Annotated in this window: 9 protein-coding genes; 8 read left to right on the top strand and 1 reads right to left on the bottom strand. The window is 62.9% G+C overall.

From position 1 onward, the window contains the following. Positions 1-3: 3 nt before the first annotated feature. The gene (locus ACIQLI_RS15850) at positions 4-1,977 is read right to left on the bottom strand and encodes an amino acid transporter (RefSeq protein WP_354230907.1); all 1,974 of its coding nucleotides are present in this window, start codon (positions 1,975-1,977) and stop codon (positions 4-6) included. A gap of 221 nt (positions 1,978-2,198) precedes the next feature. On the opposite strand from ACIQLI_RS15850, the gene speB reads away from it, so the two are divergent. From speB to ACIQLI_RS15810, 8 genes are all read left to right on the top strand, one after another. Next, positions 2,199-3,260, top strand: a complete 1,062-nt coding sequence (gene speB / locus ACIQLI_RS15845) for an agmatinase (RefSeq protein WP_207596615.1) — start codon at positions 2,199-2,201, stop codon at positions 3,258-3,260. After that, positions 3,257-4,960, top strand: coding sequence for a thiamine pyrophosphate-binding protein (locus ACIQLI_RS15840; RefSeq protein ID WP_400390165.1), 1,704 nt, complete (start codon positions 3,257-3,259; stop codon positions 4,958-4,960). The genes speB and ACIQLI_RS15840 overlap by 4 nt, the downstream gene beginning before the upstream one ends. 207 nt (positions 4,961-5,167) lie before the next feature. After that, positions 5,168-5,650, top strand: a complete 483-nt coding sequence (locus ACIQLI_RS15835; protein WP_400390163.1) for a MarR family winged helix-turn-helix transcriptional regulator — start codon at positions 5,168-5,170, stop codon at positions 5,648-5,650. Positions 5,651-5,658: 8 nt separating this feature from the next. After that, positions 5,659-7,785: an MFS transporter gene (locus tag ACIQLI_RS15830; RefSeq protein ID WP_400390161.1), complete on the top strand. Its 2,127-nt coding sequence runs from the start codon at positions 5,659-5,661 to the stop codon at positions 7,783-7,785. A 304-nt stretch (positions 7,786-8,089) separates the two neighbouring features. After that, the gene (locus tag ACIQLI_RS15825; RefSeq protein ID WP_400390159.1) at positions 8,090-9,823 is read left to right on the top strand and encodes an ABC transporter ATP-binding protein; all 1,734 of its coding nucleotides are present in this window, start codon (positions 8,090-8,092) and stop codon (positions 9,821-9,823) included. Continuing rightward, positions 9,820-11,898 carry an ABC transporter ATP-binding protein gene (locus ACIQLI_RS15820; protein ID WP_400390157.1) on the top strand — a complete coding sequence of 693 codons (2,079 nt, stop codon included), beginning with the start codon at positions 9,820-9,822 and terminating at the stop codon, positions 11,896-11,898. The genes ACIQLI_RS15825 and ACIQLI_RS15820 overlap by 4 nt, the downstream gene beginning before the upstream one ends. A gap of 74 nt (positions 11,899-11,972) precedes the next feature. Beyond that, positions 11,973-12,389, top strand: coding sequence for an acyl-CoA thioesterase (locus ACIQLI_RS15815; RefSeq protein ID WP_400390351.1), 417 nt, complete (start codon positions 11,973-11,975; stop codon positions 12,387-12,389). Between the two features lie 80 nt (positions 12,390-12,469). Beyond that, positions 12,470-13,234: a copper homeostasis protein CutC gene (locus tag ACIQLI_RS15810; protein ID WP_400390155.1), complete on the top strand. Its 765-nt coding sequence runs from the start codon at positions 12,470-12,472 to the stop codon at positions 13,232-13,234. Positions 13,235-13,338: the final 104 nt, after the last annotated feature.

Here is a 13,338-nt window from a genome sequence, read left to right as displayed (position 1 = left end):
CGGTTAGCCCACGTGCACCCACGGCCGGCGGGTGATGTCCGGCTCGGCTTCCCTCAGCACTTCGCGGGTCACCGGCGCGATCTCACCTTCGCCGAAGAACAGGAATTTGCTGAGGTTGGAGATCGGGTTGCCCTCGGTCCAGCGGAAGTAGATGTGGGGCATGAATCCAGTGACGTCGCGGATGTGGAGCAGCACGGCCGCCACGGTGTTCGGGACGTTGTTGCTGTGCACTTCAAGGATCTTGAAACCGTGCCGGATCTTGCCCACCACCTGGAGTTCCTGTTCGAAATCCGAGCTGTCATCCACGATGACCTCGATGAAGACGGCGTCGCAGTCGACGGGCAGGTGGCTGGCCTGCTGCGCGTGCTGGAGCTTCTCGCGGTATCGGCTGGCGCTGAGGTGTTTGGGCTCATGCGCGATGATCCGAACGGGTCCCTCGGAAGCGTTGGCGGTGAATTCCAGGGCTTTCTCGTCCATCTTGATATGGGTGGCCCGGAGTTCGAAGGCTCGCCGCATGCGGGAGATGAAGCTGACCACCATGATGCCCAGGATGAAGAGCGCCGCGATCTTCAGGCCGTCAGGCCGCTCGATCGAGTTGACCACCGTGGTGTAGACGAAGACGAGGGAGATGATTCCGAAGCCGATGAACTGGCCGCGTTGCTTCTTTCGCCGTGCGGACAGGGTGACTGCGATGGAAGCAGAGGTGATCAGGACCAGCACGCCGGTGGCATACGCGCCACCCTGGGCGTTGACGTCAGCCTGGAAAATGATGGTGACGATGAAGGCGATCACAGTGAACACCAGGACCAGCGGGCGCAGTGCCCGGGCCCAGGCGGGAGCCATGCCGTACCGGGGCAGGTATCGCGGAACGAGGTTCAGCAGACCGGCCATGGCCGACGCGCCGGCGAACCAGAGGATGGCGATGGTGCTGATGTCGTAGACCGTTCCGAAGCCGTCACCGAGGAACTTGTGGGCGAGGTAGGCGAGCGCGCGGCCCTCTGCTTTGCCGCCGTCCTGGAACTCGGCGGCCGGGATCAGCATGACGGTGGTGAAGCTGGAGGTGATGAGGAACGAGCTCATGATGATGGCCGCAGTGGTCAGCAGTTTGTGGGCACCCTTGATCCGGCCGGCCGGGTTGGCTTCGGTGTCCGTGGCGTGACCCTTGATCTGGGGCATGACGGCCACACCGGTCTCAAATCCGGAGAGTCCCAGTGCCAGGCGCGGGAAGACCAGAAGCGCCAGGGCGATCATCATGATGGGGTCGCCGTGGGAGGTGGTCAGTGCGGTCCACCAGTCGGTAATGACTCCGGCTTCGGTGAAGAGATGGGTCATGGATACGACGATGACCACAAGGTTCAGTGCCAGGAACGCTGCCACCAGCACTACGGCCACGTTGATGGCTTCCTTGAACCCGCGAAGGAAGACCACACCCAGCCCGGCGATCAATGCCAGCGTGATGACAACTTGCTGGCCTTCGAGGAAGTGCGGTGCGAAGGGGTTCTCGATCAGGTGGGCTGTGGCGTCGGCAGCTGAGAGCGTGATGGTGATCATGAAGTCCGTGGCGGCGAACCCTAGGAGGGCCAGGACGAAGAGCTTGCCACCCCAGCGGGGGAGGAGCCGTTCCAGCATGGCGATGGAGCCTTCGCCGCGAGGACTCTCGCGGGCCACGCGACGGTAGACGGGCAGTGCGCCGGCCAGGGTTGCAAGTACCAGGAGCAGGGTGGCCAAGGGGGACAGCAGGCCCGCTGCCAGTGCGGCGATGGCTGGCTGGTAGCCGAGCGTGGAGAAGTAGTCCAGTCCGGTGAGGCACATGACCTTCCACCAGGCTTGCGGCTTGTGGGCGTCCGACGGGCGGCCGTGGGGGCCTTGCCTCTTGCCTGAGGTGTCCGGCATTCCTTCCAGCAGCCAGGGCTTGAGCTTGAAGGAATTCTTTGGCCGGTTGGCCGGATCGGCCGGAGGCCTCGACAAGGTGGTCACTGTGTCCTTTCGTGCAGCACGGTGCTGCTTCCGCAAGGAGCGTATGGCCGCGTTCGACGCCGTGACCCCGGTTTTTATGGAATCTTTACGCCCACTGTGACCGGCATCTCAGGACGCGCACCCTCAAATCAGACTTGTAAACAGGTGATGCATATTAGGAAACTTTGAGTGTATGATGGGTGTCACAGTTATCCCAGCTATCCACTAAGGAGTGGCGCATTTTGGAAGAGCTCCGTATTGAGGCCAACGGCAACCTTGGTCCCATCGATTCGTCCCGCATCCCGCGCTATGCCGGTGCCGCCACCTATGCCCGCCTGCCCCGCCTGGACCAGGTCTCCAAAGCCGACGTCACGGTAGTTGGCGTCCCCTTCGACTCCGGCGTTTCCTATCGTCCCGGCGCGCGCTTCGGCGCCAATCACGTGCGTGAGGCCAGCCGTCTGCTGCGCCCGTACAACCCCGCCTGGGACGTCAGCCCGTTTGAGAACATCCAGGTTGCCGACGCCGGCGACATGGCCGTGAACCCGTTCAACATCAACGAGGCCATCGAAACCGTCCAGCAGAACGCCTTGGACCTCACGGCCAACGGCAGCAAGCTGGTCACCCTGGGTGGCGACCACACCATTGCCCTGCCCCTCCTCCGTGCAGCCGCGGAGCGCGCCGGTGAGCCGATCGCCATGCTTCACTTCGACGCACACCTGGACACCTGGGACACCTATTTCGGCGCCGAGTACACGCACGGCACGCCCTTCCGCCGCGCCGTCGAGGAAGGCATCCTGGACACCGAAGCCATCAGCCACGTGGGTACCCGCGGCCCGCTGTACGGCAAGAAGGACCTCGACGACGACCACCGTTTCGGCTTCGGAATTGTCACCTCCGCAGATGTCTACTACCAGGGCGTGCTGGAAACGGTCGCGAAGATCCGTGACCGCATCGGCAACCGTCCGCTGTACATCTCCGTGGACATCGACGTCCTGGACCCGGCCCATGCCCCGGGTACCGGCACTCCCGAGGCCGGTGGCATCACCAGCCGCGAACTCCTCGAAATCATCCGTGGCTTCCGCGGCATGAACCTCGTCGGTGCGGACATCGTAGAAGTTGCTCCGGCATATGACCACGCAGAAATCACCGGTGTCGCAGGCAGCCACGTAGCCTACGAGCTCGTGACCCTCATGGCGGACAACGCCGTCGAAGGCGACCGTCAAGGTGCCCCGAACGGCTACGCGCAGCAGGCTCTCGGCGCCCGCATCGCAGAGCTCGCCAAGGCAACGGGAGACCAGCGATGATTGATTTCGATCCCGGCACAGCAGCCCCTACTAAAGGGACCAACCAGCGCAACGGCGGGGACCTCGTCGTCGAGACCCTTGAAGCGCTGGGCGCGAAGACCGTTTTCGGTATTCCGGGCCAGCACGCGCTGGGTCTTTTTGACGCGATGGGGCGCGGCAACCTCCACTTCGTATCCTCCCGCGTAGAGAACAACTCCGCTTTCGCCGCCGACGGTTACTCCCGCGCCACCGGCGAGGTAGGCGTGCTGTTCCTCTCCACAGGTCCCGGCGCGCTGACGTCCTTGGCAGGTCTTCAGGAGGCTTACGCCACGGGCGTTCCCATGGTGGTTGTGGCCAGCCAGATCCCGCTCGATGGCCTGGGCGCACGCCGCAAAGGCATGCTCCACCAGCTTGATGACCAGAAGGCATCGGCCGCGAACGTCACCAAGAGCCAGCGCCTGATCCAGCATGCTTCCGGCATCCCGTCGGCCATCCAGGACGCCTGGACCGAAGCAATTTCCTCGCCGCAGGGCCCGGTCTGGATCGAAATCCCGCAGAACGTCCTGCTGGATCCCATCATGGTCCCGCCGGTGGAAGACGCCCTCGCCGAGGCATTCGACAACCCGCCCCGCGTCGAGCTGATCCGCGAAGCCGTGAAGTGGCTTTCGACGGCGGAACGTCCGGCGATCATCGCCGGCGGCGGCACACGTCGTGGCCGGGCTGAGAAGTCACTGCTCTCGATCGCCGAACAGCTGCGCGCACCGGTCATTTGCACGCCCGGTGGCAATGGCGCGTTCCCGTGGACCCACGAGCTGTCCTTGCAGTCGTGGATCGAGGACCGGTACATGACCGACGTCCTGGAAGACGCTGACGTGCTCATCGTGATCGGCTCGTCCCTGGGCGAAGTGACCTCGAACTACTTCACGTTCGAACCCCGCGGCCGCATCATCCAGATCGACGCCGAACCCCGCGTCCTGGAATCCAACCGGCCAGGCCTGGGCATCCGCGCAGACGCCGGGCAGGCCCTCGCCGCCCTGGACGAAGCCCTCGCCGCAGCCGGAGCCTCTGACGCGGTAACCCGGTCTTGGCACGGCACCAGCCCGGAAGACGTGGTCAAGGAATCCCTGGCCAAGGTCACAGCACGCCTTGAGTCACAGGATCTGGCCAAGGAACTGAAGTTCATGTCGGACATCCGCGAGGCGGTTCCGGCCGACATGCAGACGTTCTGGGACATGACCATCTCCGCATACTGGGGTTGGAGCTGCTGGGACGCCCGCCAGGGCCAATTCCACTCCGCCCAGGGTGCCGGCGGCCTCGGCTACGGTTTCCCCGCGGCAATTGGCGGTGCCGTGGGCCTGGAAACCACCGGTAAGCCCAGCCGTGTGCTGGCTGTCTCCGGTGACGGTTCCTCCATGTACTCCATCTCCGAGCTCGCCACCGCCAAGCAGCACAACGTCCCGGTGACCTGGCTGATCGTGGATGACGGCGGCTACGGAATCCTGCGCGAATACATGGTGGGCGCGTTCGGCCAGGCCACTGCCACTGAGCTTGCGCGTCCGGACTTCGTCAAGCTTGCCGAGTCCTTCGGTGTCCCGGCGCGCCGGGTGGCGCCGGAGGAAGTGGGGGACGCCCTCAAGGCGTCCTTCGCAGCGGACGGACCCAACGTCGTCGTGGTTGAAACACTGCTGAAGATGTTCGGCCCCACTCATTTGGACGACTAAACGCCCCGGATGACAAATACGCAGGCAGCCCCCGCACGGAACACCGTGCGGGGGCTGTTTGCGTTGTGGGGCCTGCTCTGCGCCATAATCCGGGGAAACAGGGCGCAGAGCAGGCCCCACAACACGAAGCCACGCCATCTTTAGTTTCCCAAAGCAATCAATCTGGGTTATAGTTGCTTTAGGCAAGCAAAAAGAGGGGTGTTTCCCATGTCCGTCGGTTCTGCCACAGCAACCGATCTTGTGCATCAAATCTTCGATCTCCAGCGCACGCTGCGCTGCGTGGTGACCGCCCACATGGCCCGCGTTCCCGACGTCGGTATGGCTGTGCAGGGTGTCATGCGGTTCATCGGCGAGGGGGAGACCCGCGCCACGCACCTGGCCACGCGCCTGGGTGTCAGCGCCCCGGTCCTGAGCCGGCACATCACTGAGCTGGAAGAGCTTGGCTTTGTGGTCAGGCGGCCGGACCCCGCGGACGGAAGGGCTCAACTTCTTGCCCTGACGGAGGAAGGCGCGGCGAAACTCCGCGAATTCGAAGAACAACGCAGCGTGAGACTGCGGGATTACCTGGCGGATTGGAGCGAGGCGGACGCCCTCGAGGCCTCCCAGGTCATCAACAAACTCACGGAGTCCCTCAAGGACTCAATCCGGGCAACGGCGGCCGGCTCCATCACAACACACCAGACAGCTTAGGAGCCACCATGGCCACACCAGCAGTTCAGAACACCAAGGCGGTGGACGCTTCAGTGAGCCCCGCGGCCAGCAAGGCCGCCGCGCCCATGACCCACCGGCAGATCATGGAAGCCCTCACGGGGCTCCTCGCCGCTTTCTTTACGGCGATCCTCAGCAGCACGATTGTTGCCAACGCCCTGCCCACCATCATGTCCGAGCTCAAGGGCACCCAGACCGACTTCGCCTGGGTCATCACGGCAGCGCTGCTCGCCAACGCCGCCACCACGCCCATCTGGGGCAAGCTCGCGGACCTCTTCGACAAGAAGCTCCTGGTCCAGCTGAGCATCATCATCTTCGTGGCGGGCTCGGTGATGGCAGGCCTGTCCGAAACCATTCCGCTGCTGCTGACCGCCCGCGTCATCCAGGGCGTGGCCATGGGTGGCCTCACCGCCTTGGCGCAAGCCATCATCGGTTCCATGATCCCGCCGCGTGATCGCGGCAAGTACTCCGGTTACATGGGTGCAGTCATGGCTGTGGGCACCGCCGGTGGACCGCTGCTGGGTGGCTTCATCGTGGACAGCCCGCTCGGCTGGCGCTGGACGTTCTTCGTTTGCGTGCCGCTGGCAGTCGTCGCGCTCATCCTGCTCCAGGTGACCCTGAAGATCCAGCACATCAAGCGCCCCGCCAAGATCGACTGGCTCGGTTCGATCCTGCTGACCTCCGGCGTCAGCCTGCTCCTGATCTGGGTTTCCTTCGCCGGCAACCCGGACTACTACGACTGGTTCTCCTGGCAGTCAGCCCTCATGGTGGGTGGCGGCGTGGCGTTGCTGGCCGTGCTGGTGTTCGTCGAAACCAAGGTTGAGCAGCCGATCATCCCGCTGAAGATCATCTCCGAGCGCACCACGGCCCTGGCAATCGTTGCCTCGGTTGCGGTCGGTATCGCCATGTTCGGTTCCTCCACCTTCCTGGGCCAGTACTTCCAGGTTGCCCGCGGTGCCACCCCCACAGAGGCCGGCCTGCTGACACTGCCGATGATCGCCGGCAACCTGATTGGGTCCGTCGCATCCGGCATCCTGATCAGCCGCTTCGGCAAGTGGAAGAGGTTCCTGATCGCCGGCTCCGTCCTGCTGATCGGCGGCCTGGCGTTTGCTGGAACCATGGACCACACCACGGAACTGTGGATCGTAGCGATCTACACGGGCGTCTTCGGCCTGGGCCTCGGCATGCTGATGCAGAACCTGGTGCTGGCCGTGCAGAACACGGTCCAGGCAAAGGACATCGGAACGGCCAGTGCTTCGGTGGCGTTCTTCCGCTCGGTTGGCGGCGCGATCGGCGTCTCCGTCCTGGGTGCCATCATGTCCACCCATGTGAAAGACCTGGCCGTTGAAGGCATGGCTGCCGCTGGTATTCCTGTTCAGGGCGGCGCGTCAGGGGCCAGCATGGACCTTGCCGACATGCCCGCCCCCGTCGCCGACATCATGAGGGCAGCCTATGGTGACGCTACTGCCCAGATCTTCCTGATCTCCGCGATCATCAGCGTCGTGGCACTACTGGCAGTGCTCTTCATCAAGGAACGGCCGCTGCGCCGGACCGTGGATGCAGCTCCGGAGAAGGAACTTATTGCCACGGCCTCCTCGGACGCCGGGATGTCCCTGGACACGGCGTCGATGGACGCGCTGAGGGCGGAAGATCTGAAGGTGGACGGCCTGAAGGCGCACGGTCTGAAAGCGGACGACGACGGCGCTGGCACCCTGGGTGCCGAACGTCAGGTTCCGGTGGGCGAACGTCAGGTTCCGCGCACTGAACGCCCTGCTTCCAGCGCGGACTCCGGTTCCGACCTGGATCTCGAGTTCGCCAGGATCCTCACACAGGAACGCCCGCATGCGGCGACTGACGTGAGGGAAGTACAGGAACAGTTGTCCCGCACCCAATACGTCCTGGCCGAACAGCAGTTGCAGCTGAGCCGCGCCAACGTGGAACTGCAGGCACGGTTGCGGGAGCAGCAGACCATCGCAGAGCAGCAGGCCATCACCGCCGAGGAACTCGCAGCGATCCGAAAGGAACTGAAGCGGGAACGCCGCCAGCAGGAACGGATGGCATTGCTGCTCCTCCAAGGCGTGGAAGCACGTCCTGACCACGGCAAGCACGCAGGCTGAATCCACTAGGGATCCCGCCTTTGTTCGAAACTCCTCGCGTACTACGCGGAGCGTGACCAACAAGGGCGGGAACCGAAAGCGCCGGCTGGGATTCCAGCCGGCGCTTTTGCCGTCTGTGGGGCTCTGGTGTCCGCTGCCGTCCCAGGGCGCCTGCGACACGGCAAATACTCCGCTGGGATGATCTTTTCCGTGGGTTGTTTCGTCGGGGCAACGGATTTCGTAGAGTAGGGAGGCTAATACTGTCAGCCCTTGCTGCAACACTTCTCTTATCTCATTCGCGCACTTTTTCTAAGGACCCGTGGGCATGCTTGTCACCCTTATACGGCGCTATTCCAAGCCGTATTTGCCGCAGATTGTGGCCGTGCTGATCTTTCAGTTGGCGTCCACCATCGCCACGCTCTACCTCCCCAGCCTCAACGCCAAAATCATTGATGAGGGAGTGTCCCGAGGCGACACCGATTTCATCTGGCAGACGGGCGCGCTCATGCTCGCCGTCGCTCTTGGGCAGGTGGTCACTGCCATCGTCGCCGTGTACTTCGGCTCCCGCGTTGCCATGGCGATCGGTCGGGACCTGCGCCGCAGCGTCTTCCGGCAGGTCAGCAGTTTCTCTGCCCAGGATGTCAACAAGTTTGGTGCTCCCACACTGATTACCCGTGGAACCAATGATGTCCAGCAGGTTCAGATGCTGGTGCTCATGGGCCTGAACTTCATGGTGTCCACGCCCATCATGTGCGTTGGCGGCATCATCATGGCGCTCCGCGAGGACCTCAACCTCTCCTGGCTCGTGTGGGTTTCGGTACCTGTGCTGGTAGCGGTCGTGGGCTACCTCGTGGTCCGGCTCATGCCGCTTTTCCGCTCCATGCAGACCAAGATCGACGCCATCAACGGGGTGCTGCGCGAGCAGATCATCGGTATCCGCGTGGTCCGTGCCTTTGTGCGTGAACCCCACGAGGCGAAGCGCTTCGGCGATGCCAATGAGGATCTCACCGCAGTCTCCGTCAAGATCGGCAACCTGTTCGTCCTGATGTTCCCGGCCATCGGCATGATCCTCCACCTGTCGACTGCTGCCGTTCTCTGGTTCGGCGGCCAGCGTGTGGACTCCGGCGAGATGCAGGTGGGCGCGCTCACGGCCTTCCTCCAGTACCTGCTGCAGATCCTGATGGCCGTCATGATGGGCACGTTCATGGCCATGATGATTCCCCGCGCTTCGGTTTGTGCAGACCGCATCGGCGAGGTTCTCGACGTCGAGCCTTCCATCCACAACCCCGGCTCGCCAGTGGTTCCCACCGAAAAGAAGGGACGCGTCGAATTCCGGGACGTCACCTTCAAGTACCCCGGTGCCGAGGCTCCGGTACTGAGCAACATTTCCTTCACCGCCGAGCCAGGCAAGACCCTCGCCATCATTGGCTCCACGGGTGCCGGCAAGACCACCCTGGTTTCGCTGCTGCCGCGACTTTACGATGTCGCCTCGGGTGACGTACTGCTCGACGGCGTCCCCGTCACCGACATGGATGCCTCGGAGATCACCAGCCGGGTATCGGCCGTTCCGCAGAAGCCGTATCTGTTCTCCGGAACCATCGAGCACAACCTGCGCTTCGGCAAGCCGGACGCCACTGACGAGGAACTCTGGGAGGCGCTGGAAACCGCGCAGGCCAAGGGCTTCGTGGAGGAAAAGTCGTCAGGCCTGAACCGGCGCATCGCCCAAAGCGGAACCAACGTCTCCGGTGGACAACGCCAGAGGCTTTCCATTGCCCGTGCCTTGGTGACCAAACCCAATGTCTACCTGTTCGATGATTCATTCTCTGCCTTGGACGTCGCTACGGACGCCAGGCTCCGAAAGGCCCTCAAGGCCAAAACCCGGGACGCGACTGTCATCATTGTGGCCCAACGTGTCTCCACCATCGCGGATGCGGACGAGATCCTTGTGCTGGATAACGGCAGGATCGTTGACCGCGGAACGCACGACGAACTGCTGGAGACGTCACCCACGTACCAGGAAATCGTTGAATCCCAGCTGAGCGTGGAGGAAGTGGCATGAGCGAGCAGAACCAGCAGAAGAAGCGTGGCTGGGCTGCCAAGGCTCAAGCCGCAAAGGATGCAAAGGCGACAGCCGAGGCTGAGGTAGCAACCGAAGCCCTGGACGACGACGACTTTGTCGAAGAGGAATACGTCCCCTCAGAAGCCGATGGCGGCATGTTCGGCGACGTCCCGGCAAAGAAGGCCAAGGAGTTCTGGCCGTCCGCCAAGCGACTCATGGGCCTGCTGAAGCCCGAGGCCGTTGGCGTGTACATCGTGATCGGGCTGGTCATCGTCTCGGTGGTCCTCAACGTGATCGCCCCCAAGGTCCTGGGTAACGCCATGGACGTCATCTTTGGTGGCGTCATGGGCAAGCAGATCCCCGAGGGCGTCTCCAAAGAGCAGTTCGTGGAACTCATGCGCCAGCAGGGCCAAGGCAACTTTGCGGACATGGTCTCCAAGATGGAGCTCACCAACGGGATCGACTTCCCCAAGCTGACGTTCCTGATTTCGATCGTGCTCCTCATGTACTTTGTGGCCAACATCTTCCTGTGGGCCCAAGGTTGGTTGCTCAACAGGATCGTCATGCGGGTCATCAAGAAGCTCCGCAACGACGTCCAGGCCAAGCTCAACCGGCTTCCGTTGAACTACTTCGACACCCGCCAGCGCGGCGACATCCTGTCCCGGGTGACCAACGACGTCGACAACGTCCAGCAAGGCCTCCAGCAGGCGTTCTCCCAACTGGTCAGCTCAGTCCTCACGGTCCTTGGCATCACGGTCATGATGTTCATCGTGTCCTGGGAGTTGGCGCTGATCGCGTTGATCGCCCTGCCGTTGTCGGGCATCGTGGCGGGTGTTATTGGTGCCCGCAGCCAGAAGCTCTTCGCAGCACAGTGGAAGAACACCGGCGCATTGAACGGCCAGATCGAAGAATCGTTCTCCGGCCACGACCTCGTCAAGGTCTTCGGGCGCGATGCCGACATGCTGGAGCGTTTCGACGAGAAGAACGAGGAACTCTACAAGGCCTCCTTCGGTGCACAGTTCGTGTCCGGTGTCATCTTCCCGGCCATGAACTTTGTGTCCTACCTGTCCTACGTCGGTATTGCCGTGGTGGGTGGCCTCCGGGTTGCGTCGGGCTCCATGAGCTTGGGCGACGCCACGGCGTTCATCCAGTACTCGCGTGAGTTCACCCAGCCGCTGGGGCAGATCGCCGGTATGGCGAACATGCTCCAGTCCGGCGTGGCCTCTGCCGAGCGCGTCTTCGAGTTCCTCGATGCTGATGAAGAAGTTGAAGAGAACGGCACCCGTCACCTGCCGTCCAAGACCGACGGCCACGTTGAGTTCGAGCGCGTCTCGTTCAGCTATGTGGAGGACAAGCCGCTCATTGAGGACCTGTCCTTCGCGGCTGAGCCTGGCCACACGGTGGCGATTGTAGGACCCACGGGTGCCGGCAAGACCACCTTGGTGAACCTCGTGATGCGCTTCTACGAGCTCAACGCCGGCCGGATCACCTTGGATGGCGTGGACATCAAGGACCTCACCCGTTCCGAGCTTCGGTCCAAGGTGGGCATGGTGTTGCAGGACGCTTGGCTCTTCGGCGGGACCATCTACGACAACATCAAGTACGGCAACCTGGACGCTACCGAGGAGCAGATCATGGAGGCGGCCAAGGCCACCTACGTGGACCGCTTCGTCCGTGCTCTGCCTGACGGCTACCAGACGATCATTGACGAAGAAGGAAACAACGTCAGCGCCGGTGAGAAGCAGCTGATCACCATCGCGCGGGCCTTCGTCTCCGACCCCTCGTTGCTGATCCTGGACGAAGCCACCAGCTCCGTGGATACCCGCACCGAACTGTTGCTGCAGAAGGCCATGGCTGCCCTCCGCACGGACCGGACGAGCTTCGTGATCGCCCACCGCCTGTCCACCATCCGCGACGCCGACACCATCCTGGTAATGGAGAACGGCAAGATCGTGGAACAGGGCAACCACGCCCACCTGCTCACCCTGCAGGGTGCGTACTACCGGTTGTACATGTCCCAGTTCGCTGGTGAGGAAGAGACCGCTGTGGATGATTCGACGGCGGTGCACAGCTGAGTACCGATTCAGTGAAGACCGGGCAACCCGCCCGGGATTCCGTTGCACCCCAGCGCATTGAGGTCCTCGTACCCATGCGCTGGGGTGACATGGACGCTTATGGACACATCAACAACGTGCAGATCGTTCGTATGTTGGAGGAGGCCCGCATCGCGGCTTTCGGGCCTCCCCGCGGCGCGGGCCTTCCTGGCGTAGAGCCTCCGGCTGCCCTGTTCAACGACGTTGAAGAAGGCATCATGACCCTCGTGGTGGAGCACAAGGTCCGGTATGTCCGGACCTTGGAGTACCGCAACGTTCCCGCTGTCGTGGAGATCTGGGTGGGCGCCGTCAAAGGCGCCAGCTTCGATCTTCACTACCTCATCAAGGACCCTGTTACCCGGGAGGATTGCGTCAAAGCCACCACGCATTTGGCTTTCGTCGCTGAGGACACCGGCCGGGTCCTCAGGCTCACTCCCGGGCAGAAGGAAAAGCTGGAGCGGTACCAAGCCTGACGAGTTTTTGTACAGTTGATGCCCTTAAGGAGCCTTCTTAGGGGCATTACCTGTACAAAAACTCCGCGTAGAGTTTCAGCATGGAACTTGAAATTGCCGTGGTCAGCGCGGCCGGTGCGGGTACCGCTGCCTCTGAGGGAGCCGACCGGGTGGAGCTCTGCAGCAGCCTGGAACTGGGTGGCATCACGCCCAGCCAAGGACTCATGGAAGCCAGCATGGAGCACGTTGACGGCCGTCTGGAGATCCATCCGCTGATCCGCTCCAGGCCCGGCGACTTCCGGTACTCAGCCTCGGACGTGGACACGATGGTCCACGAGATCCGCCACCTTCTGGCGCAGGGTGCCCACGGGGTGGTGGTGGGGGCGCTGACTCCGTCCGGAGAGGTGGACGTTCACGCGATCCAGCGCCTGGTGGAGGCCGCCAGGGCGACCAACCCCGAAGCCCAGTTGACCTTTCACCGGGCCATCGACCAGTCCAAGGACCCGTTGGCGGCGCTGGAGCAGCTTCTTGGGCTCGGCTTCACACGGATCCTGACCTCCGGACACGAAGCCAGCGCTGGTGCGGGTCTGAAGACCTTGGCTGCCATGGCGGAACGGTCCGGGGATGCTGTGGAAATTATGGCCGGTGGGGGACTGGCCCTTGATGACATCCCGGCCATGCACGCTGCGGGCTTGTCCGCCGTTCACTTGTCGGCCAAGAAAACCGTGTCCACGCTCGGGGGCGGCGCCATCTCCCTCGGCGCGCAGGATGGGGCAGATCCCACCGCTTACACCGTCACCGATCGTGAAGTGGTGCGTGCAGCAAAGGTGATGGTGAACGCGCTCAACCTGGCCGCCGCAAAATAACCCGGGCGTCTACTGTCCCGGGGCAGAAATCCCAGTAAGTACGCATCGCAATAACCCTTTACGACCCCGATGAAGGCCGGGATGATGTAAGGATTCACCAACTC

The organism is Paenarthrobacter sp. NPDC091669, assembly GCF_044756725.1.
Lineage (GTDB): Bacteria > Actinomycetota > Actinomycetes > Actinomycetales > Micrococcaceae > Arthrobacter > Arthrobacter bambusae_C.
This window is presented reverse-complemented; position numbering and strand designations above follow the sequence as displayed.